Consider the following 23128-nt stretch of genomic DNA (forward strand, 5'->3'; position numbering starts at 1 on the left):
CGGTCAGCGTCGCCGCTAATGGTGATGTCACCCTCGACCAGCAACGGGCCGTGGTGCATCCAGACCCAACCAATCCGGATGATTCGACGAGTCTGACCTCGGACAATCTGGTGACCCTGACCGCCACTATCACCGACAAGGATGGCGACAGCGCTCATACCACGCTGAACATCGGCCAAAACCTGGTGTTCAAGGATGACGGGCCAAGCATCAGCAGCACCGGCACGGAGCCAACGCTGACGGTCGACGAAACAGTACTGACCACCGACGCCACCCAGAGCTTCGCCGCTAACTTCAGCTCGGCGTTTGGCGCTGACGGGGCCGGCACGCAGACCTATGCGCTGGGCGTGGTAGCCGGTGCCTCCGGACTGACCGACACGGCGACCGGTGAGGCCGTCAATCTGTCGCTCAACGGCACAGTGGTCGAAGGCCGCACGGCCACCACCAACCTGCTGGTGTTCACGGTCAGCGTCGCCGCTAATGGTGATGTCACCCTCGACCAGCAACGGGCCGTGGTGCATCCAGACCCAACCAATCCGGATGATTCGACGAGTCTGACCTCGGACAATCTGGTGACCCTGACCGCCACTATCACCGACAAGGATGGCGACAGCGCTCATACCACGCTGAACATCGGCCAAAACCTGGTGTTCAAGGATGACGGGCCAAGCATCAGCACCACCGGCACGGAGCCAGTCCTAACGGTCGACGAAACAGTACTGGCCACCAACGCCACCCAGAGTTTTACCGCCAACTTCAGCTCGGCATTTGGCGCTGACGGTGCGGGTACGCTGACCTATGCGCTGGGCGTGGTCGCGGGCGGTTCCGGGCTGACCGATACCGCTACCGGCCAAGCGGTGAATTTGTCGCTTAACGGTACAGTTGTGGAAGGCCGCACGGCGATTAGCAACGATCTGGTATTCACCGTCAGCGTCGCCGCCAATGGTGATGTCACCCTCGACCAGATCCGCGCCGTGGTGCATCCCGATGCGACCAACCCGGATGATTCGACGAGCCTGACCTCGGACAACCTGGTAACGCTGACCGCCACCATCACCGACAAGGACGGCGACAGTGCCCATGCGACGCTGAACATCGGCCAGAACCTGGTGTTCAAGGACGACGGGCCAAGCATCAGCACCATCGGCACGGAGCCAACGCTGACAGTGGACGAAACGGTGCTGGCGACCAACGACACCCAGAGCTTTACCGCCAACTTCAGTTCGGCATTTGGCGCCGATGGGGCTGGCACGCTGACCTATGCACTGGGTGTTGTAGCGGGCGGCTCCGGGCTGACGGATACCGCCACTGGTGAAGCGGTCAACCTGTCGCTCAATGGCACCGTGGTCGAAGGCCGCACGGCCATCACCAACCTGCTGGTGTTCACCGTCAGTGTGGCCGCCAACGGTGACGTCACTCTCGACCAGCAACGAGCCATAGTGCATCCAGACCCAACCAATCCGGATGATTCGAAGACGCTGACCTCGGACAATCTGGTGACCCTGACGGCAACCATCACCGACAAGGACGGCGACAGTGCCCATGCGACCCTCAACATCGGCCAAAACCTGGTGTTCAAGGATGACGGGCCAAGCATCAGCACCACCGGCACGGAGCCAACCCTGACGGTTGACGAAACGGTACTGACGACCGACGACACCCAGAACTTCGCGGCGAACTTCACCTCGGCGTTTGGCGCCGACGGTGCCGGTACGCTGACCTATGCGCTGGGCGTGGTGGCCGGAGGCTCCGGACTGACGGATACCGCCACCGGTGAGGCGGTCAACCTGTCGCTCAACGGCGGCGTAGTCGAAGGCCGCACGGCCATCACCAACCTGCTGGTGTTCACGGCTAGCGTGGCCGCTAATGGCGACGTCACCCTCGACCAACTCCGCGCGGTGGTGCATCCCGACCCAACCAATCCGGATGATTCGAAGACGCTGACCTCGGACAATCTGGTGACCCTGACCGCAACAATCACCGACAAGGACGGCGACAGTGCCCATGCGACCCTCAACATCGGCCAGAACCTGGTGTTCAAGGACGACGGTCCATCACTCGCCTTTGGCAACCTGATCGGAACCGGTAGCATCCTTCCACAACAGGGATACTGGGATCATTCAACCGGAGCCGACGGACTGGGGGCGACCGGTCTGGATATTTCGTTGGTGAATAACCAATTCACCCTCGTCCGGCCAGACAACACGACCACGACCGGGACGGGCACGCTCACCGAGCAATCGCCCTCACCGGACGTCAACGGCGCGTTCCACTTCGCAGGCACGTTGACCGGTGATTTCGACAACAACGCCGCCACCGCGAATACCACCGTTGACTACACGCTAACCGCCTATGCCAATGGCACCTATGCACTGGACCTGGTGCAAGGCTTCAGCTCGCAGATCGTGCTCAGCAGTGCCGACGGCTCGCTCACTGCCGGCGGCCCGGATCCGGTGCGCACATTGCTGATTCCGGAGACGAATAACCCAACCATTCCTTCGGCATCCGAAGAGATTGTGTTCTTTTCCGCGAAGCCGCTTGCGTCAACCGCGGACATCCTGACCGGCATCGGGCTCGGGGCCCCCGACCCCACCGAAGCCCAGCTACAGACCAACCCGCTGCCGTCGTACATCGACCCGGCGGCCCTGAACGTCAGCACGGCGGGCATCGGCGTCGCCAATAACCTTCTCCAGGGAGACAACCTGGCGGCCATCAGCAATGCCGATGAAAGCTTCGTGATCAATCCGGAAAGCCTGCTGACGAGCGTGAAGGTGTTCATCGACAACTCCGTGGGGGGTTACAACACGGCGACCGAGGACCTGTACTACAGGGCCTACTATGACGATGGCACGTTCTCGAACCTGATCGAGGTGAACACCTTGACGCCGGAGGCCGGCGGACAGGTGTCCTTCGTCATTCAGCAGCAGGGCACGAAGCTGATCGACGCTGTTCAGCTCACGATGGGCCGAGGCGAGATCAAGATCCCGGTGATCGAGTTCACTCATGAGACCGAGAGCCTGGCCAGCGATGTCAAGCTGGCGTTCAACGCGACGCTGACGGACAAGGATGGGGACTCGGCGACGAGTACGTTCGACGCCAACCTGTTCGCCAACGACTTGGGTACCACCTTCGACTTCACACTGGTGGGCACGAGCGGTGAGCGGGATGCCTTCAACGTCGATTTGTCATTCACCCAGAACAAGTACCAGGTCACCGGCTTCGATGCGAGCGCAGGCCTGCGCGACACGCTGGTGCTCAATGGCGACCAGAGCTCCGTTGTCCAGTCGATCGACAACAGCGGCGCGGACAGCATCGTGACGGTTGCCGAAACGGGCGGACAAATCACGACCATCACCTTGGTCGGGGTTGATCTACTGAATACCGACATTGTCCATGGCAGCGCCTGAGGCAGCGCGCGCGTAAAACAATGCGAGGGTGGTGAAAGCCACCCTCGCATTGTTTTTTGCAGTTCTGATATGAGATTCGCACGGATCGCAGGCGACATGCCCCAAACGGAATAGGCGGCGGCGCGCCCTCGCGTCCTCATCCCGTTTCCCCCTCCCAGGTAGTCTGAAACTCCCACCCCGTCTGGGAGTATCGGTCGATGTGCAGTACCCCGGCGCCTTGCCATAGTTGCGGCCAAGATCAACGGTCCAACGGTCAGGCCTCGATGACCGCAACTGCACAGGAAAAGTCATGACTATTAGCACTCTGAGCGTCGTGTCCACCGGCGTGGACGTTACGCTGGACGAAACGACCGGGTTGCAGAACGCCACCGCCACGCAAGGCGCTGCGGAAGACGCTAACGACAACGACACGGCGACACCCCTGCCCTCGGCCTTCTCTACCCGTTTGACCGCCCTTGGGGCAGGTACCGCAATGGATGCGGCCTTGAGTGGTTATACCGGTGCCGTGGGGAACACCGGCAGTGATGCGTTCACCATCAGCGGCGCAACAAGCGCTACCGATGTCAGCTTCGTTGGCAGCAATGGCGCGCCACTCAATGGCGTGGACAGCGGACTGGATACCCTCGATGGCACCAGCATCCTTCTCTATACCGATACGGTGAACAACAATATCCTTGTGGGCCGAGCTGGGGCAGGTGGCGCGATCGTGTTCGCTGCCTATATTGAAGAAACCGGATCGCCGGTTACGGGCGGCAAGATCTGGACCGTGGAGTACCAACCGCTCAGCAATCCAGTTGCTACAAACCCCGATGATCCGGTCGATCTGTCGGGTGTGGTTTTCATCGGAGCCAGTCAGAACCTGGAATTCAGTCTCGAGAATGCGCCCTCCGGTCAGAACCTCTTCCTGATGTTCACGACAGCGACCCCGGCAACTGAAACGGTCAATGGTGTCGTGCGGATCACGGATCCCGCCATCATTGCCACCGGCAAGGATCCGGCGAATCAGTCAACTGGCGTCAGTATAAATACTGGCGACACGATCAATACCAGCCAGGCAGGTGGGCCGACCACCTTCGGCACCAACAACCAGATGATTACGGAACAGGAAGGCATTCGTTTTTCGTTCGTCTCGGGTGCCAGGCAGAATGTGACCATTCCCAACCTGGATCAGAATGAAGCAGATGTCGAAGCCAACGCCGACTTTACCGGCGTCGTCAACGTGAATACGGTCAGCTTCGACGTCGTGCAGTTGCAAAGCGGCAAGAGTGCTGTCGTAAAAATCAGCGCATTCAGCACCGCTGTTGAATCTGGCACGCAATTCATCGACGGATATGGGAATGATACGAAGGTTGACATCGTCAATGTTCGCGTCCTCAACAGCGCCGGGACGGTGATCGACAATTCAGCCCCCGGACAGGAGGATGATCCGGCCATTGGCATCACCATTGTTAATGGGGTTGCAACCATCACCGGAATTTTGGCCGGCTACCAGATTGAATACACCACAACGGCGGTTCACAACCGTGTGCTCATCGAGAACGGGGCGGCTCTCAACGCCAAGGGCAATGCCCACGCCGACTTTGATATCGATGGCCTCCACCTGTTCCAAGCCTCTATTACGAAAGCCGAAATCGGCTCCCAGATGATCTTCGAAGACGACGGGCCGGCAGCAGCCGGGACCGCTGTAACGGGAACCGTCGACGAGGACGGCCTGACCAATGGCATTGCCGGTGGTGTGGGCGACGTGACTGGCGAGGCGACCACCGCCAGCGGCAGCGTGACCGGCATCTTCCAGTCCGGTGTCGACACGCCACTGACCTATGCCTTGTCGAGTGACACCAGCGGCTTGCTGGCGCTGAGCTCCGGTGGAGTAGCGCTGGTGTACAGCGTCGTGGGCAACACGCTCACCGCCAAGGCCGGCACGACCGATGTGTTCACCTTCAGCCTCACCGCGGCGGGCGCCTACACCTTCACGCTGCTCAAGCCGCTGGATCACGCGACAGGCAATGACGAGAACGACATCACCATCAACTTGGGTTCACTGCTGAAAGCCACCGACAAGGACGGTGACACGGTGACGGCCGCGGCCGAGAAGCTGGTCATTACCGTCGACGACGACACGCCGACGGCGACTGGGACCGCGGTGACGGGAACCGTCGACGAGGACGGCCTGACCAATGGCATTGCCGGTGGTGTGGGCGACGTGGCTGGCGAGGCGACCACGGCCAGCGGCAGCGTGACGGGCATCTTCCAGTCCGGCGCCGATACGCCGCTGACCTATGCCTTGTCGAGTGACACCAGCGGCTTGCCGGCGCTGAGCTCTGGCGGGGTGGCGCTGGTGTACAGCGTCTCGGGCGACACGCTCACCGCCAAGGCCGGCGTAGCCGGTGCCGATGTGTTCACGTTCAGCCTCACCGCAGCGGGTGCCTACACCTTTACGCTGCTCAAGCCGCTGGATCACGCGGCAGGCAACAACGAGAACGACATCACCATTAATCTGGGCTCGCTGCTGCAAGCCACCGACAAGGACGGTGACACGGTGACGGCCGCGGCCGAGAAGCTGGTCATCACTGTCGACGACGACACGCCGACGGCGACCGGGACCGCCGTGACGGGAACCGTTGACGAGGACGGCCTGACCAATGGCATCGCCGGTGGTACGGGCGACGTGGCTGGCCAGGCGACCACGGCCAGCGGCAGCGTGACCGGCATCTTCCAGTCCGGCGCCGATACGCCGCTGACCTATGCCTTGTCGAGTGTCACCAGCGGCTTGCCGGCGCTGAGCTCGGGCGGGGTGGCGCTGGTGTACAGCGTCGCAGGCAACACGCTCACCGCCAAGGCCGGCGTAGCCGGTGCCGACGTGTTCACGTTCAGCCTCACCGCAGCGGGTGCCTACACCTTCACGCTGCTCAAGCAGCTGGATCACGCGGCTGGCAACGACGAGAACGACATCACCATCAACCTGGGCACGCTGCTGCAAGCCACCGACAAGGACAGCGACACGGTGACGGCCGCGGCCGACAAGCTGGTCATCACCGTCGACGACGACACGCCGATCGTGACGACCAAGTCGAACCTGATCTATGCGAACAGCAGCAACGGGTCGCTTGTGACGGATCACGGTGGAACGGGTGTCTTCGGTTACTCGATTGGCGCGGACACCCACGCGACACCTTACAGCGCGTCGAACTCCGACTTCCTGTCCGTGGCCCTCACGGGCGTCACGGTCGGTACGAACGCCATCACCAACAAATCGGTGAGTTGGGTCTCGGAGACTGATAGCCAGGCGACGTTCAACGTGGGCTTCACCTACGTGTCCAACAATCCGGCGCAGGGAGCGACCAGCAACGCCACCGGCACGCTGATCTTTGACAAGGTGGCTGACACCTATACCTTGAAACTGGATCAGGAAATTCAGAGCTTCAGCATCCTGAACACCTCGACGCCTGGAAACCCCCTTCAGGGCTATGCGTTCAACTCAGACACGCCCGTTGGATCGAATCCACCGGTCTCGGTAATGACGCTTGCCAGCAACTTCTTTGTGCAGTTCGAAGGATTCGGCGTGAATAATGGGACGCCGCAAACCTTCGCTTATGACTCCAGCACAGGCTTGTTCTCGAATGATCGACGGTATGTCACGGTCTCATCGGATTCGATTGGCGCTGCCAGCGACACACTCCAATCGGACGAGGTGATTGATCTGGACTTTTACAAGGCAAATCCGAAAGGGCACACCGATTCTGCCCTGGACAGGGCCACGAGCAAGGCGATCTTTATCGAGTTCACACAAGCCGGTATTGGCGCCGGTAAAGACATGGTAGTGGTATTGAAGCTGGTTGATGATGTTTCCGGGGCAACCATCAATCGGACCTTCATTGTTGGGAACTCCGTCGGTAACGACGACGTTCTCAATGACAGTGTGCCCACCTACGGCTTCGTGGCCAAGGCACAGAACGGCATCGTGGTCTTCGAGAGCAATGACTACAACTTCGGCACAGAGCACTACTCGATCCAGGGCGCGCAAGTGGTGACATCGACCCAAAACACAAGCGGAAGCGGGTACCAGCTCAATGGGGCCATCGACAATCCCGCGACTCCGGGGATTGAGGGCGCAACGCTCAGTTCCAGCCTGACAGCTTTCGGCGGCGACACCACGGAGGGCAATAACGAACCCATCAAGATCGTCAACATCGGCTTCGTGTCCACGACTACACCGGACGCCCACCTGACCTTCGATGTGGCGCTGACGGATGCCGACGCTGACACAACGGCCACGCAAACCCTGGACGTAACGATTGTTGGCGACAACCGCGTGACGGCCTCAACGGGGGTGAACACGTTCGTGATCGCCGATACCGACGTCGACGGGCTGCTCTCCACGGTCTTGACTGTCGTCGATGGCGGCTTTGCCACTGGCACTGACAAGCTGGACTTCACAGTGGCGGGTTCGGTGACGAACTTTACCGAAGTGCCGGCACCAGCCACCAACCTGGCGGCGTTCACCGCCGCCGCCGATACCGCGCTGGACGGCACGACGAAATACTACTTCGGCGTCGTTGGAGGCGACGGCTACCTGGCATTTGATGCCGACGGCAATGGCATTACCACCATCATCGAATTGGTCGGTGTGACCCACATCGCAAGCACTGACATTGTCTGAACATCACTGAGGGCAAACGGCCTGGCTCCCACAAGGGGCCAGGCCGTTTTCATTTGGGTCGCTTCGTTCCTGAGCCAACGAGGCCAGACGAGCTTCCCGGGCTCAGGGGATGCAAAGCCTTTGACACCAGGCGCACCAACGCCGCACACAGCCTCTGACGCTGCTGCACAGCAAAACGATGGGTCCAGGGTGTTTGGGGTCGGGTAGAAGCTATTGACGAGATTACCGGGCGTACAAGAACACGTTTGTCCCCTGCCCAATGGCTGCCCGCGCCGTACCGAGGCGCGCCCCCGTCGGTCCGATCAGTCCGATTGCGCCCGAGTGGACTCAGGCGGGTCTTCGTTGTTGTTGGTGAGCCCATGCTTCTGCGCGTACATCAGCAAGTCGATGCGATTAACGAGATGAAGCTTTTGATAGATGTTGCTGAGGTGGTTATGCACGGTGTGTTCACTGATGCCCAGGCGCCCGGCGATGCACATGTATTTGGCGGACGGATCCCCCACGATGGCGCGAATCAGTTCCCTCTCGCGCAGCGTCAGCTGCGCCTGTTTCGCCTGCTCCGAATTGCGTTTCAAGGGCATATGCCCGGTCGCAGCATAGCCGGAAAGCCCAACGGCCCAGGATCTATTCAGTCCGATGTCGCGATAGTGGACCGCGATGATGGCCCGGATGATCGATTCCGTCGTGTCTTCTGCCAGCACGATGCCGCGTGCACCCGCTTTTATCGCCTGGGCAACGGGGACGGTTTCGTACAGGCCCTTGAGCACCAGCACTTTCATTTCGGCGCTACGGGCAAGTCCGGTGATGACCGACAGAGGGTTCAGCGCATCCGGAAAGAAACTGAAAAAAATGACATCGGGACGCAACTGATCGGCAAGGTCCAGCGCGTTGGTATAGGTGGTGGCCTGGCCGCTCACTTCCATCTGAGGCTTTCGGGCATTGATCACGTCTTGAAGACCCATGAGCACGAGGGGACGACAATCAATCAGCATCACGCGTATTGGATTTCTTTGGGCCGTCATTACTTTCCTGACTCCCTTGAAAGATGGACTATGGCCTTACACCCGCTGGCCTTTCTGGATCAGCAACTCGCCGGGCAAAGCCATCGAAACGACATAACTAGGAATAATCATCAATGGCTTGCGCATAATGATGTGCTACTGCCAGCCGCTCAACTGAGTCTAGGCCAGCACAGCGCGCTGCCGGCCCGCCCATCTGCCAGTCGTCGACTCAGCCTTATACGGATAGCACGGGAGACGCTCAAAATAGATATAAAACTCTTTAAAATCAATGTAATAGCTTCGAACTTGGCGACTCGAAACCGAAGTCTGACCCCGACCAAATCGTCAATTAACCGACGAATGGTGTACAAGCAAGTATAGAGGTAATAATGGCGTCAATTTAACGTCTAAATCTGTCGAGCACGCATTGAAAAACCAGCCTGGCAGCGTCCAGTCAGGCCGGAATACAAAATCGGTATTGCTGGCAGGATCAGGGGGATGTGAGGCTTTGGCTGGAGCTGCCCGGGCCCAACCAGGCATTAACGTTTTCGACACCCTCGACAGGCGGTTTTCCCGCCCAGCGATTGAGCGTGAAGACATTGGTGACGAAGTCGTATTGCGTCTTGAGCAGATCTCGACGAGCCCGGAATTCGTTGCGTACGCTGGTCAGTACATCGACGGCATTGACCATTCCGTAACTGAGTCCTTTCTCTGCCGCCACTCTGGACAACTGTGCCGAGGCCAGGGCATGCCGGCTCGCACTGATCTTTTCTGCGCTGGAGTTGGCGGTCAGATAAGCGGTGGTGATCTCCTTGACCACCTGGCGCTGGACCGATTCCAGTTGCTGCTCTGCCACAATCTGATCCTGATAGAGCCCACGCACCCGCGCCGAGGTTGAACCACCGCTGTATATCGGCACTTGCACGCCAATACCCGCGACATAACTGTCGGTACGGGGCGCCAGGGAGTTGTTGTAGCCCTCGTTGGTCTGCTGCGCGCTCAGCGTAAGGCTCACGGTTGGATAGTGTCCGCCCTTGCCGCTGCGCAACGCAGCGCCTGCTGCTTCGACGCCACTTTGATTGGCCTTGAGCGCCGGGTTTTGCGCTATCCCCTCGCGGACCCACGATTCAAGACTCTGCGCCGACACCTGTAGTTGCACGTCATCGCGAATCCGGTTGAGCTTCTCCTTGACCGGCCGACCGACGATCTCCGCCAGTGCCTCGCGCGTGATACTGGCCTGGTTCCGGGCATCCAGTTCCTGCGCCGCCAGCAAATCGACCCGAGCCTTGAGGTCGAGCTGATCGGTAATCATTGCCAGCTGCTTTTCGTACAACGCATTGACTCTGTCCAGACTCTTTTGCGTGGTTTGACGCTCCGTCTTTACCAACTCCAGTTCATCCTCAGCCGCCAACGCGGCGAAGTAACGCTGGGCCAAGTCCACGGTGGCCTCGGCCTGGGCCTCCTGCGCTTGCGACTCGGATTGCTTGGCCAGGCTTTTGAATTTTTGGTAGTTCTCCCACGCGGCCTTGTTGTAGAGGTACTGACGCAGCACCAGGCTGTAGATTTCGCTATCGTAACTGCGCTGCACCAGGTCGCTCTCCTGATGAATCCGGTTCTGCCCGGCGTTGAGCGACACCTGTGGTAACAGCGAGCCCAGGGCCTCGCGCTGATGTTCTTGGCCCGCCTTCGCTTGCGCATACGAGGCCAATACCCGCGGGTCTTCCAGCCGGGCCTCGCGATACAACTGCATGAGATCCGTGGAATACGTCGAGGCATTGACCCCGGTCGGCTTTGCTTCGGTGGTTTGCGCCAGAACGGCACCTGCTGCAAACATGAACGCCCCGCCCAGCAGAACTGTCGACGCTCGCATGATCATTCCTCGATCATTGATTGAGACATGACATCGCGGGCCGGCTGCATCAAGTAATGCAACAGCGTGCGTTCCCCGGTGATGATCAGCACGTCCGCCGGCATCCCCGGCAATAACTTGCGCTCACCCAAGGTACGCGCACCGGCTTCGGTTACCCGAACCCGCGCCAGGTAATAGCCCGCACCGGTCTTTTCGTTGGTCAGCCGATCAGCCGATACGCTGCTGACCTCGCCTTCGATCACCGGCGTGGTCGAGCTTTTGAACGCACCGAAACGAATATCGGCACGCTTGCCGATTGCGATGCGGTCGATATCGACCGGTGCCACCTGGGCCTCTATGACCAGTTCGGAAACCGATGGAACAATGTCCAGCAGCGGCGTCGCCGGGCGCACAACTCCACCAATCGTATGCACCGTCATGCCAATCACCATACCCGCCTCGGGTGCGCGGATGATGATATGGCTGAGCCGGTCCTCCAAGGCGGAAGCTCTCTCTTGCAGGTCGTAGATTTTGGTCTGAACCTCGGCCAATTGTTTGGCGACGTCGGCATTGAAGTCTTTATCGACTTGTAGAATCTGCAGCTGTGTTTCGTTGATCTGCAGGCGAGTCCTGGTGATGGTGGAACGGTGGTCGGCCAATTCGGACTTGACCATTTCAAGCTTGCGCTGCTGCTCAAGCAGACGTTGTTTGTCGACGAACCCTTGCGACAACATGTCGGTCAATTCAACGATTTCACCGCTGTAGGATTTATTCAGTTGGCCCTTGACCCCGATCATCGCCTCCAGCCCCTTGATCTGTTGGTTCAACTGACCAATGCGCTCTTGCAGCACCGATATCTGGCCCAGCCGTGACCCCCGTCGTGCATTGAATACCTGGGTCTCGCCCTGGCGGGCTTCGGCACCTCGCAGACTGTCGGGATCGGTCATGACGCCAAAGTCAATCACCGGCAGATTGTCCCGCTCAGCCTTGAGTCTTGCCTCCATGGCTCTGGCGGCAATGAGCTGGCCTCGGGTCATCTCGTATTCGGCTCGCAGCTGGGCATCATCGAGAACAATCAGCGGATCATCTTGCTTGACGATGTCACCGTCATGGACCAGCACCTCTTTGACGATGCCACCTTCGAGGTGTTGTACCGTTTTCCGGTAAGCCTGCACGGTGACCACGCCAGGCGCGTAAGCAGCGCCATCGAGCGGCGCGATCGCCGCCCAGGTGCCGAACACCCCGAAGGTCATCAATACAATGCCAAAACCCAGGCGACGGATCTTTCGATCAGATACCGCCAGGTCGGCGAAATTATCCATTTGACGACTGAGCATCGTACGGTCCATCGGCATCACCCTTGCGAGTAGTAACCGAAGCCACGCTTGCGCCTGTTTGCGTGGCGTGCCTTTGCGCCTGCTGCGCGTTGAGTTCGGCCAGCACTTGCTCGCGTGGCCCATAGTGACTGACGGTGCCACTGATCATCACCATCAGCCGGTCAAGTTGGGACACGATGTTGGTTCGGTGGGTAATCACAAAAAGGGTTGCCCCTGTCAGTTTGAGCTGCTGGATGGCCGCCGCCAGGGCGCGATCACCTACTTCGTCGAGATTGGAATTGGGCTCGTCGAGGATAATCAGCCGCGGGTTGCCATACAGGGCGCGGGCCAGGCCTACGCGTTGGCGCTGCCCTCCCGATAGCATGACGCCACCACTACCAATGACGGTGTCATAGCCATCGGGCAGCAGCAGAATCATTTCGTGAACGCCGGCAGTCTTGGCCGCCAGAATGACTTTCTCGGAATCGACCTCGGTGAAACGGGCAATGTTCTCACTGATGCTGCCTTCGAATAACTCAATGTCCTGGGGCAAGTAACCTATGTACGGCCCAAGTTCATGTTTGTCCCACGCGCTGATGTCCGCGCCATCGAGCCGGACCACCCCATGCTGCGGCGCCCATACCCCCATCAGTGCCCTGGCCAGGGTGGACTTGCCCGCGGCACTTGGACCGATGATTCCGACAACGGAGCCGGCAGGTACGTTAAAACTTATGTTGTTGATGATCGGGGTTTTCGAGCCAGGTGCCGCGACGACTAAACTCTCCACCTGCACATGCCCCTTAGGCGCAGGCAATGACATACGCTCGGGCTGAGCCTGTTGTTTGTCGAGGATCTCGTTGAGACGGCGGTACTGCGAGCGGGCTGCAATAAAGCCCTTCCAGCTGCCGATGATCAGATCGATGGGGGCCAAGGCGCGCCCTAGCAGCACGGACCCGGCAAATACCATGCCTGCCCCCACCTGGTGGTCCACGGTCAGGTACGCCCCCAGACCAAGGATCAGCGATTGCACCAGGATCCGGAAGGACCTGGAAAGCGTACTGATGATGCCACCTCTGTCGCTCGCCCCGGACTGCAGCAACAGGACATTTCTCTGGCGACGCCCCCAACGGTCCATCAGGGTTTCAAGCATGCCCATGGACTCGATGACTTCAGCGTTGCGCAGATTTTTCGTGGTGTGGAGCGTCGCGCCAATATGTTCCTTGTTAGCCTGGGCAAGTGTCGGCCCCGTCAACCTCTCATTGATAAACGCGAGCAATAACAATAACAACGCACTGCCCACCGCTACCCAGCCATACCAGGGATGGAACATGAACATCACAGCGATATAGATAGGTAACCAGGGCGCATCGAAAAAGGCGAACAATCCATTACCGGAGAGAAACTGTCTCAAGCCCGTCAAGTCGTTGAGCGGCTGGGCCGAGGCATCCATGCCGCCACTTTCCAGCGCCCGTTTGAAACTGGCCTTATAGACCTGGCGCCCCAGCAACACATCCAGCCGGGTACTGACCCGAACCATGATGCGCGAACGGACCCATTCCAGGGCGCCGAGCGTGACCACCAGTCCGGTCATGATCAGCGTCAACATGGCCAGGGTGGTCAGACTTCCGCTGGTGACCACTCGTCCATACACCTGAAGCATATAGAAGGTAGGAACGAGCATCAGCGCGTTGATGAAAAAGCTGAAAAAGCCAACAGAAACAAAGCTGTCTCTACAGGCTTTCAACGCTATTTTCAGACTGTTTTCAGGTGTGTTTCGCATGGAAACCCCTGCTCGGAAAGTCATACCTTGAGGAGCTTAGATCATGCCGAACGTCTGTGCGTAGCAATCGACGGACCGTCAAAGGCACACGAGTTTTATCCCTGCAATTGCCCCGGTTCAGCTCTTTCCCCAACAAGGCCCCGCACTTGTCCTATCCTTCCATCCACCCCATTACTCTGGACATCAAAATGCCCGCCCCCGAATCCATCCTCCTCCAGAGCTGGCACCACAACGCCCAATCCTGGATCGAGGCTATCCGCACCGGCGCCATCGAAAGCCGCCTCACAGTCACCGACCAGGCCATCCTGCTGGCGATACTGGGTCGTCAACCCGAGCGTGTGCTCGACCTGGGCTGCGGCGAGGGTTGGCTGTTGCGCGCGCTGGCTGAACGGAGCATCGAGGTGGTCGGTGTGGATGGCGATGCGACGCTGGTCGAGGCAGCGCGGGCGGCGGGCTCTTCGCCGGTGCATTTGGCGAGCTATGAAGCGTTGGTGGAGGCGAAAGTGGACATCGGCAGCCACTACAACCTGATTTGCGCCAACTTCGCCCTGTTGCAGCAGGACATCATCCCCCTGCTCGCCGCCATGAACGCCCTGCTCGCCCCCGGCGGCGCACTGGTGATCCAGACGCTGCACCCGTGGACCGCGGCGGCAGGCGACTATCAGGACGGTTGGCGAGAAGAGACCTTTGCCGGGTTCAAGGGGCAGTGGCAATCCATGCCGTGGTACTTCCGAACGTTGTCCAGTTGGCTCAATGCTCTGGACATGGCCGGTTTTCGGCTGGCCGCGCTGCAGGAGCCGCAGCACCCGCAAAGTCCGGTGCCGCAGTCGTTGCTGCTGGTGGCTGAGCAACGGGGATGATCAGCGCAATACGTTCAGTCGGCGTGCGTACGGGTTCGCGCGTCACGCTGACCATCGCTGGAGCAGACTTTGGGGTGCAATTCATCAAGCCATCAAGAGCGCCCCACGGAACCTGTTACCGGTAGATTTCCCAGCAAGTTGAGCCCGGTACTCTTCACGAAAGCGTCATAGTCCATCGGTTTCTCGATGCGGGTTTCAGCGTTGGGCAGTACGTAAGCCCAGGCACGCTTGGACGATGCGTCGTAAACCAGTTTGAACAGGCGCGTCGGCACCCAGACCTTGTTGTCGCCGACGGTGCCGTGGCCTGAATCAAAGAGCGGGCCGGTAAAGACAAAAACATTGCCATCGGCTCGTTTGGCAAACTTTCTGACATCGGACTCGACCTTGCTCCAGATCTTCCGGTTGTTGGTTGGGTCTTGCGGCACCATGTTCGACAGCGCGAAGGATTGAGCCATTGCATTGGGGTTCGGTGCATCGGCCGCCGGGGATTGATGGCCACGGTCCACGGCCGGATGTTGGCTACGGTAGTCGCTCAACTCTGCCCGTCCACTCTTGGGGATGCGTGGGTCCGGATAGAACTGGTTGGTGCGCTCCTCCCCTTTGGCATCCTGCAGCTGGGCGGCATTAAGGCGTTCGACCACTACCAGCGGCGTCTTGCTGGTTTGCGAGTACAGCACCGCGAAGTTATCGGAACACAGGGCCAAGGGTTTCATTGTGGCAGGCACAGTGCCCATGTTGATCGGTTTCGCGGCCGGGAACAGATCCGCGCAGCCATCAAATGATGCCTGTTTCTGTTTGTTTGAATAGAGCTCCAGGGCCGCGCTCTGGCTGATCGAGCCCGAGTGGGACGCCTGTTCCTGATGGTGGCTGGGGGGCTTGATAAGATCCAGCAGACTGCGGGCTTGTGCCCCGGTCGAGAGCAAAACAAGGGCCGACAGCCCAACTGCAATTTTGCGTAGGTGCATGCTTTAAATCTTCGAATTGGATTGAGGGGTAAACGTACGGCGAATCCCGATTCACGGAACCAGGTGGAGGCGGTTGCGGATTATATTGCGGTGAGCATGCTTTCACTGTCCTTGATCAAAATGCCGATGCGGATCCGGTCGACGCCGGGCAGTACGACCGCTGACGGTCGCGCGGGGTTTATTGACCATCACAAGTCACATTAGTGCTGAGCGGCGTTCACATTCTACTTGCCCATGTTCGTCGAATGGGCATACCTAAGCGGGCTCGTTAACTGGCGCGAAACGTTGTGCGTACTCCTTGTAGACAGGCGCGTATGCCGCTTTTCACGTAGCATCCAATAATCATCCATTCATTTTCAGGGAGTGTCTGATGAGCCCGAAAATAGAGCTGTATGGCGCTCCTACCGGCAACAGTCTGAGGGCTGCAATAGCCCTGGAAGAAGCAGGTATCCCCTACACCGCACGAAGACTGAATTTACAGGCGAATGAGCAACGCGACTTGTCGTACCTGGCGCTTAATCCGGCAGGCAAAGTCCCAACCCTGGTCGACCCTACATCGACACCCCCGCTGGTCATTAACCAATCGAACGCAATCATTCAATTCGCTGATGCAAAAGCTCCGGGTCGGCTCGCACCAGCGCATCGTGGACCAAAACGCGACCGGGTGTTTGATCGTTATTTCTTTTTCGTAACGGACGTCATCGGGCCCAGTCATGCCGCATTTTTCCTGCGCCAGGCAGGATTTAATGATGCGGCCACAGTTATCGATCAACGCGTCATTGAACAACTCGTCTATGCAGAACGGTTTCTTACCGACGACTTTATGGCCGGAGATCAGTTCTCCATGGCGGACATCTCTGCTTTCACCATTGCGGCATCATTTCGTGATCGGCTGGATTGGGCAGTGCTTTCACGCTTATCACACTGGTTCGACGCGATCGAAGCCAGGCCCGCCGTACAGCGAGGATTGAAAGCGTTCCAGAATCACTGAGCGCTACTGCGCAGACCTTATTGTGGGCGCTAAAGATGGGCATGGCAGCTCGCATCCTGCCCGAGGTCTGAGCCCCGGACATGCGAATATCGTATGTATCACAAGAATGGCAGCGTTCTATAAGGGCTCTGCTGTCTGGATAAGCGAGTTCAACACCAGTTTTATTTCAGAGGCCGGATCTTTATGCCCTTGCAGTATCAAACCTTCCGACAAAGCGGTGAAGGTCCTTGCAAGAGCGGCATTCGCCAAAGGAGGCTTCTTGCCTGCATGATTAAATATAATGGTGATCAACTTACCCAAGGCTTCACTATTTTCCTGATGCAGATCGTAGTAATGCGTTGAGAACTCTTCATCACGCAAGGCGATCAGTTGCAACTCAGCATCAAGAATCGCGCAACTGGTATTATTTTTAAGCGTGTCAATATAGGCATTCAACCCATGAGTCAGTTCTTCCGATGAATACCCTGAAGTCAAGGTGACACTCAATCGATCGATCTCAACCCCCTTGAATCTCTGAGTTAACTGCAGAAGCAAGTCCGACTTACTTGTAAAGTTTGAAAAGAAGGCACCCTTCGAAAAACCGGCCTCCTCGGAAATAGCGTTGACACTGGTGGCGTGAAAACCTTTTCTCACCATAAGGTCTGTGGCGGTATCGAATAACTTGTCCCTTGTTACTTGCTGACTTTCTTCTCGACCTAATCTCTTTTTAATCACGCCTTAGGCTCCTTTGGCCAAACAATTCTATTTGTAACTGGATGCAACGGATCTGCCACTCACTGCGCAAACCTGTTTTAACTATCATATCTTATACTAAGCCCTCTTAATCATTTTGCGTTTAAACTTTTAACGAGTGCCATGTAAATGCCATGTATTGAGCCCAGCACGTTCAGGCACCTTGGTATCCAGCCGGACGCATGCCCCTACCGAATCGAGTCTGCAAAGGTGTCTTTTGACTCCCCCCAGAAGGCAGGCGACGGACGGCGAAAATGTCTTGCGATGGCCTTGATCCACTCGATCCAGGTGAATGCCTGCTGTAGACAAGGCTCTAAACCGCAGTATTTTTCGTGTTTCAGGTCGGGTCCAAGGGCATCGACCTTGCGGCGACTGTTAAATACCGCTTGATTTCCAGATACCGAATGGTTTTTACTTGCCGCCGTTGACGCCCCCTGCCTGATCAAAGCATCGAGCGTGGTGACATCAATCTCAATGCAGTAGCAGGTTACCCCACAGGAGCTGGATTTTAATGGAATATGCCTTTGTTACAGGCGCTACAGGCCTGCTCGGTAATAACGTGGTTCATGCGCTTTTAAAGCGAAATATCAAAGTAAAAGCACTGGTCCGCTCCGTCGAAAAAGCCAAGAAGCAGTTCGGCAATCTGCCTGTCGAATTTGTCGAAGGCGACATGCTCAATGTCGATGCCTTCAGCCATGCCTTGCAAGGCTGTGATGCCTTGTTTCATACAGCCGCCTATTTCCGCGATAGTTACAAAGGCGGAAAGCACTGGCAGAAACTGTATGACACTAATGTGACCGGAACCGAGCGCCTGTTGCAGGCCGCTTATGCCGCAGGCATTCGTCGTGCAGTCCACACCTCCTCCATTGCCGTCTTGAAGGGCGATAAAGATCAGGTGATCGATGAAACAATGTCTCGCAGTGAATCGGAGGCTGACGATTACTACCTGAGTAAAATATTGTCTGAACAGAAAGTTCAGGAATTCCTGGCGCGGCACCCGGACATGTTCGTTGCCATGGTATTGCCAGGCTGGATGTTTGGCCCTGGGGACATCGGCCCTACCTCATCAGGACAGTTCCTGCTCGATTTTGTCGGACAGAAATTGCCCGGCGTACTGCCTGGAAGTTTTTCCGTTGTCGACGCCAGGGATGTAGCAGAGCATCAACTCGCGGCAATCACACGCGGCCGATCCGGAGAACGCTACCTGGCAGCCGGCAATCACATGGACATGAAAAGCATTTTCCAGGCGCTCTCCAGCGTCAGCGGCGTAAAAGCGCCGGAGCGCAAAGTGCCACTGTTCATGCTACGTATAATTGCCTTGATCTATGAAGGTTATTACCGAATCACGAAAAAGCCGGTGCTCATCAGTACCTCCACTGTCAAACTCATGGAGCAAGAGCAAGGGCGCACCCATTTCAGCCACAACAAAAGCCTAAAAGAATTGGAGTGCAAGTTCCGCCCCGTGGCGGAAACATTGACCGACACCTTGGATTGGTATCGGAAAAATAATTACATTGATGCTTAATTGAAACATTTTATATATAGCCTGCCTCTGTAGTACTTTTTTGTCTAACCATAAATTCAAGGATTGAGAGAGGTTGGTAAATGAAAAGCCTTTCATCTAAAGAAGGTTTTCTGCATCGGTTCGTCGGTTTTTCAGAGTCGTTCCCCGAGCACATTGCCATCAGGAATCTGGACGCGGAAGAAGATACCGTCACTTACCGTGAGTTGCGTATAAAGGCTGAAGAGTGCAATGGTGCACTCTCAGCATTAAATGTACTGCCTGGCGACAAAGTAGCGCTTGTTCTACCCAATGGGGTGGAATTCATCGCTTACTATTTGGCGATCATCGGTCGCGGTGCGGTTCCGGTCATTCTCAACTACAAACTGACGCCATTCGAAATGAACAGCGTCATCAGCATCGCCAGGCCGACGCTGGTAGTGACCACCGAAACGCTGTTCGAGCAGCATAGCGAGACATTTCAGCCTGTCTACGGCGTCCAGCACTCCTTGGTGTTGAACGCCGCAGGCGAGCCGTCATCGCCCCTGCCCGACAACGCAACGGCAGACTCTCGGCTTCCCCGACAGACCGAGCCGTTGTTACTGCCCGAAGGCAACCCGATTGTCTCGGTACAGTTCACCTACCGGGGTATCGGCAAACCGCTGGCCGTTTCTCACCGCTACCTTGACCTGACGCAATCGAGTGATGGGCTGCATGAGCAGTTTCATCTTCAAGGTGTCGGCTCCGTTCATCTGGTAACGCTGCCGCTGTATGCCATCTTCGGCCTGTCGGTGATGATGGTTTTCCCCTTGAGCGTGGGCGCCACACTGTTAATGACTAACACCCTGCTCAACAGGGATCTGGCCGAAGTCTTGTCCCAGCATAAGGTCACCTTTGCCTGCCTGGTGCCCGACGTCATTCGCTACTTCAATACACGACTGGCCAAACGCAAGGGCGCGCTGTTGCCGTTGCACCCTCACCTGATGATTTATTCGGGTGGCAGCCATTTACCCGCAGACGAAGCCGAGAAACTGGGAAGGCTGCTGGGGTGCAATCCGGTGCTGCAAGGCTATGGATTGACCGAGAGCATGCCGGTGATTGTCCAGAGCTCGATTGGCAAGGTCCATCGCGGCGCCATGGGACAACCGATCAGAGGCGTAGAACTACGGGTCGTCGATGCCGAAGGGCGGGATGTCGCACCTGGACGCATTGGCGAACTGCTGATTCGCGGCTCGATGGTGATTGACGGCTATAACGATGCAGAGGACGCCAATGCCCGGTTCTTCCGTGATGGTTGGCTACATACGGGTGATCTGGTCTGGCGGGACGACGACGGGCATGTGTTCTTCTATTGCCAACGCCTGCGAATCTCGAAGATCAAAGCGCAAATGGTCGACCTGACTGAAATCGAATCCATTGCCCTGAAGCACCCGGACGTGGTGCGCGCGAAAGCTTACATCGTCCCGGACAACAAGGAGGTCAACGTACTGCACCTGTGCGTTGAAGGGAGCGGCGACCTGACCCAGAGCGCTGTCTCTACCCTGCTCTCGCGCTACCTCTCGGGCTTCAAGTTGCCCAAAACCATCGAGATCATCTCTCTCAAGGAAGAGATTCATGCAAGCTAATGGCACACAACCGGTACTGGCCGTGTTTGACTTTGACGGCACATTGACCGACAGACATACGTTCTGGCGCTACATGCGTTATATCGTGGGAACCCGATCATTCTGGCTCAGGATCATTCCCCTGCTGCCGAAAATGCTCAGCGTGATCGTTGGCATCACGCCGTTGATGCAAGCTCGACTGGCATTCATTGCCTGTTATCTGGGCGGTCTGTCCGTTGAGCAAGAGCGCGAGCATGCCAAGTATTTCATCAGCGAGCTGCTACCGCTCTGGCTCAGGCCCGAGGCCCTGCGCCGGCTGCAATGGCACCAGTCCATGGGGCATGTCACTGCGCTGGTCAGCAACTCGCCGGAAAACTACCTGATTCCCTGGGGTCAGGCAGCGGGCTTTGACTATGTCTGCGGCACTCGCCTGGCGACGGCGAAGAACAAACTGACCGGAGGAATATCAGGTACCAACTGTGTTGAGAGAGAGAAAGTCACACGGCTCAAGGGCTGCCTGAGCAATCTTGATGACTTTTACATTTATGCCTACGGGGATTCATCCGGTGACGATGCCCTGCTCGGCATTGCCAACTCTCCCTTCTACAGAAACTGGTACTAACCGATGAACACTCTGAGCACTTTGGCCCCCAAGCACTTCAGCCAACCCGGTAATACCCCGACAGTCATGATCGTAGGCGCCGGCCCGATTGGCCTGTCCCTGGCAATCATGCTGAAGAAGTGGGGCGTCTCTTTTCGCATTATTGAAAAGAATGCCGGTCCCTCGACCGCTACCAAAGCGATGGCCATCCATTCCAGAACCCTGGAAATTTTCCGAGATCTGGGAGTTGCCGATCAGGCCATCAGCGACGGATTCACTATCAACCAGTTTTCGGTGCAATCGAACGCCAAACGGGTGCTGAACTACAACTTCTCCTACCTGGACGCCACCTACCCCCTGCTCCTCAGCCTGCCACAGCCACAGACAGAGAAGATTCTGCTTGAGCGACTGAACAAGTTGGGAGCAGATGTTGAATGGAACACCGAGCTGGTCGATATAGAAAACCAGCCGGGCTCAGTGCAGATGACGCTTCATCATGCGGACGGCAGCGCCGAATCCTTTTCCAGCCGCTGGGTGGTCGCGTGTGACGGTGCTCGCAGCAACATCAGAAAACGTCTTGATATGACCTTCGAAGGATCGTCCTACGACCGCTTTTTCATGCTCGCCGATGCCGATATCGAGTGGTCTGGAAGTAAGGACGAAGGCGCTTTCTTCCTGGGTGCACAGGACGGTTATGTCGCGGTCGCGCCGATCAGCGCTCAATCCCGTTATCGACTTTTCATCGAGATGCCCTACAACCTGCCGCCAGAAGGTGAACGCCCTTCCTTGAGCCTGGAGAACTTTCAGCGGTTGTGCGAAGGACGCGGGCAAAAGATGACGCTGTCCAATATTTCATCGACCACCATCGCCTCTTTCCAACATCGCCGCGTGCAGTCGTTGCAGCAGGGCTCTGTGTTTCTGGTGGGCGACTCGGCTCATATCGGCAGCCCGATCGGTGGCCAATGGATGAACCTGGGGGTTTCCGAGGCCTATAACCTGGCGTGGAAAATGGCCTATGTCGATCAGGGCCTGGCTGATCCATCGTTGCTGGAGAGCTACAACGAAGAGCGCTACCCGGTGGCCCTGGAAGTCGAGAACACGGCACACCGACTGACCGGACTGATTACCGTCAAGCATCGCGCCCTCGTTTGGCTGCGCGACAATGTTCTGCCACTGATAAGCAACAGGCGCAAGGTTCAGCGCAAACTGCCGTCGATGATTTCCGGTCATCAGTACCACTACGGCAAGAGTGATTACATCCAGGAATCGCTGACGAAAAAGCAGCGCATGAATTGGGATAAAAAAGGCAAGAAACCTGAATTCCAGACGTCGGTGCCTCGCGCCGGACAACTGGCACCCGATGTCGAGTTGTGGCAACTGCAAGGTATGCCGCCAAAACGCTTGATCGACTTGTTCCACGGAACGTTCACGCTGTTGATCTTCAGCGCAGCCGATCAGTTTTCGCCTTTGTTGCCGGGCTATTACTCGCTGGCCGAGTCGGTGGAGAAGGACTACCCGGGCATCAAGGCTTATTGCGTTATTGATGCCCTGAGCAGCGCCGAACTGCCTTCCTGGCACTCGACGTTGCTGGACCCCGATTGGCGGCTGCACAAGCGTTACCATGCCAAAGCGGGCACGTTGATGCTGATTCGTCCTGACGGCTACATCGCTTTCCAGGGGGCCGATGCAATAACCCTCTTCACTTATCTGAACGTAAGATCCGGGCTGCTCAAAGGAGCCAGAAAAACAACATCTTCCGAGATCGACGCAGTGGAACTCCAACTTTAAGTCGCTATATGGCTACTGCCAACCTGGTTCATTGATTCACCAAGGCCCAACCCTGGGCCAAGACTTTTTATTT

14 protein-coding genes are annotated in these 23128 nt (G+C 57.5%); 8 read left to right on the top strand and 6 right to left on the bottom strand.

Annotated elements, in window-relative coordinates:
* Positions 1-3407: DUF5801 repeats-in-toxin domain-containing protein (locus AC1D2Q_RS27255; protein WP_477815230.1), on the top strand; the 3407-nt coding region annotated here is incomplete at its 5' end.
* 289 nt (positions 3408-3696) lie between these two features.
* Positions 3697-8067: a T1SS-143 repeat domain-containing protein gene (locus tag AC1D2Q_RS27260; protein WP_477815231.1), complete on the top strand. Its 4371-nt coding sequence runs from the start codon at positions 3697-3699 to the stop codon at positions 8065-8067.
* A gap of 302 nt (positions 8068-8369) precedes the next feature.
* On the opposite strand, the gene AC1D2Q_RS27265 is transcribed toward AC1D2Q_RS27260, so the two are convergent.
* The 4 genes from AC1D2Q_RS27265 to AC1D2Q_RS27280 all read right to left on the bottom strand — a co-directional run bounded on the left by AC1D2Q_RS27265 (position 8370) and on the right by AC1D2Q_RS27280 (position 14013).
* Entirely contained in the window at positions 8370-9089 is a 720-nt protein-coding gene (locus AC1D2Q_RS27265; RefSeq protein WP_477815232.1) for a response regulator transcription factor, read from the bottom strand.
* Positions 9090-9558: 469 nt separating this feature from the next.
* A complete protein-coding gene (locus AC1D2Q_RS27270; protein WP_477815233.1) occupies positions 9559-10938 on the bottom strand; it encodes a TolC family outer membrane protein in 1380 nt (459 codons plus the stop codon).
* Positions 10939-10940: 2 nt separating this feature from the next.
* Positions 10941-12254 carry an HlyD family type I secretion periplasmic adaptor subunit gene (locus tag AC1D2Q_RS27275; RefSeq protein ID WP_477815234.1) on the bottom strand — a complete coding sequence of 438 codons (1314 nt, stop codon included), beginning with the start codon at positions 12252-12254 and terminating at the stop codon, positions 10941-10943.
* Positions 12232-14013: a type I secretion system permease/ATPase gene (locus AC1D2Q_RS27280; protein WP_477815235.1), complete on the bottom strand. Its 1782-nt coding sequence runs from the start codon at positions 14011-14013 to the stop codon at positions 12232-12234. The genes AC1D2Q_RS27275 and AC1D2Q_RS27280 overlap by 23 nt, the downstream gene beginning before the upstream one ends.
* 188 nt (positions 14014-14201) lie before the next feature.
* Between AC1D2Q_RS27280 and AC1D2Q_RS27285 the strand changes: the two genes are divergently transcribed.
* Positions 14202-14873, top strand: coding sequence for a class I SAM-dependent methyltransferase (locus AC1D2Q_RS27285; protein ID WP_477815236.1), 672 nt, complete (start codon positions 14202-14204; stop codon positions 14871-14873).
* Between the two features lie 92 nt (positions 14874-14965).
* On the opposite strand, the gene AC1D2Q_RS27290 is transcribed toward AC1D2Q_RS27285, so the two are convergent.
* On the bottom strand, positions 14966-15838 hold the full coding sequence (locus tag AC1D2Q_RS27290) for a DNA/RNA non-specific endonuclease (RefSeq protein ID WP_477815237.1): 873 nt from the start codon (positions 15836-15838) through the stop codon (positions 14966-14968).
* Positions 15839-16208: 370 nt separating this feature from the next.
* Between AC1D2Q_RS27290 and AC1D2Q_RS27295 the strand changes: the two genes are divergently transcribed.
* Positions 16209-16829 carry a glutathione S-transferase family protein gene (locus tag AC1D2Q_RS27295; protein ID WP_477815238.1) on the top strand — a complete coding sequence of 207 codons (621 nt, stop codon included), beginning with the start codon at positions 16209-16211 and terminating at the stop codon, positions 16827-16829.
* Positions 16830-16946: 117 nt separating this feature from the next.
* Here the strand turns inward: AC1D2Q_RS27295 and AC1D2Q_RS27300 are convergent, their stop codons facing one another.
* Entirely contained in the window at positions 16947-17543 is a 597-nt protein-coding gene (locus tag AC1D2Q_RS27300) for a TetR/AcrR family transcriptional regulator (RefSeq protein WP_477815239.1), read from the bottom strand.
* Positions 17544-18072: 529 nt separating this feature from the next.
* On the opposite strand from AC1D2Q_RS27300, the gene AC1D2Q_RS27305 reads away from it, so the two are divergent.
* The 4 genes from AC1D2Q_RS27305 (at position 18073) to AC1D2Q_RS27320 (ending at position 23055) form a co-directional block, all read left to right on the top strand.
* Positions 18073-19086, top strand: a complete 1014-nt coding sequence (locus AC1D2Q_RS27305) for an SDR family oxidoreductase (RefSeq protein WP_477815240.1) — start codon at positions 18073-18075, stop codon at positions 19084-19086.
* Between the two features lie 80 nt (positions 19087-19166).
* Complete coding sequence (locus tag AC1D2Q_RS27310; RefSeq protein WP_477815241.1) at positions 19167-20687, top strand: class I adenylate-forming enzyme family protein; 1521 nt, start codon at positions 19167-19169, stop codon at positions 20685-20687.
* Positions 20677-21288, top strand: a complete 612-nt coding sequence (locus tag AC1D2Q_RS27315) for an HAD-IB family hydrolase (RefSeq protein WP_018927948.1) — start codon at positions 20677-20679, stop codon at positions 21286-21288. Before AC1D2Q_RS27310 ends, AC1D2Q_RS27315 begins: the two co-directional genes overlap by 11 nt.
* Before the next feature lie 3 nt (positions 21289-21291).
* On the top strand, positions 21292-23055 hold the full coding sequence (locus tag AC1D2Q_RS27320; RefSeq protein ID WP_258673841.1) for an FAD-dependent monooxygenase: 1764 nt from the start codon (positions 21292-21294) through the stop codon (positions 23053-23055).
* Positions 23056-23128: the final 73 nt, after the last annotated feature.

It is taken from the genome of Pseudomonas sp. P1_A1, from assembly GCF_056406935.1.

Coding starts and splice junctions, on each gene's coding strand:
- AC1D2Q_RS27260 (WP_477815231.1), top strand. CDS start 3,697: ATGACTATTAGCACTCTGAGCGTCGTGTCCACCGGCGTGGACGTTACG.
- AC1D2Q_RS27265 (WP_477815232.1), bottom strand. CDS start 9,089: ATGACGGCCCAAAGAAATCCAATACGCGTGATGCTGATTGATTGTCGT.
- AC1D2Q_RS27270 (WP_477815233.1), bottom strand. CDS start 10,938: ATGCGAGCGTCGACAGTTCTGCTGGGCGGGGCGTTCATGTTTGCAGCA.
- AC1D2Q_RS27275 (WP_477815234.1), bottom strand. CDS start 12,254: ATGCTCAGTCGTCAAATGGATAATTTCGCCGACCTGGCGGTATCTGAT.
- AC1D2Q_RS27280 (WP_477815235.1), bottom strand. CDS start 14,013: ATGCGAAACACACCTGAAAACAGTCTGAAAATAGCGTTGAAAGCCTGT.
- AC1D2Q_RS27285 (WP_477815236.1), top strand. CDS start 14,202: ATGCCCGCCCCCGAATCCATCCTCCTCCAGAGCTGGCACCACAACGCC.
- AC1D2Q_RS27290 (WP_477815237.1), bottom strand. CDS start 15,838: ATGCACCTACGCAAAATTGCAGTTGGGCTGTCGGCCCTTGTTTTGCTC.
- AC1D2Q_RS27295 (WP_477815238.1), top strand. CDS start 16,209: ATGAGCCCGAAAATAGAGCTGTATGGCGCTCCTACCGGCAACAGTCTG.
- AC1D2Q_RS27305 (WP_477815240.1), top strand. CDS start 18,073: ATGGAATATGCCTTTGTTACAGGCGCTACAGGCCTGCTCGGTAATAAC.
- AC1D2Q_RS27310 (WP_477815241.1), top strand. CDS start 19,167: ATGAAAAGCCTTTCATCTAAAGAAGGTTTTCTGCATCGGTTCGTCGGT.
- AC1D2Q_RS27315 (WP_018927948.1), top strand. CDS start 20,677: ATGCAAGCTAATGGCACACAACCGGTACTGGCCGTGTTTGACTTTGAC.
- AC1D2Q_RS27320 (WP_258673841.1), top strand. CDS start 21,292: ATGAACACTCTGAGCACTTTGGCCCCCAAGCACTTCAGCCAACCCGGT.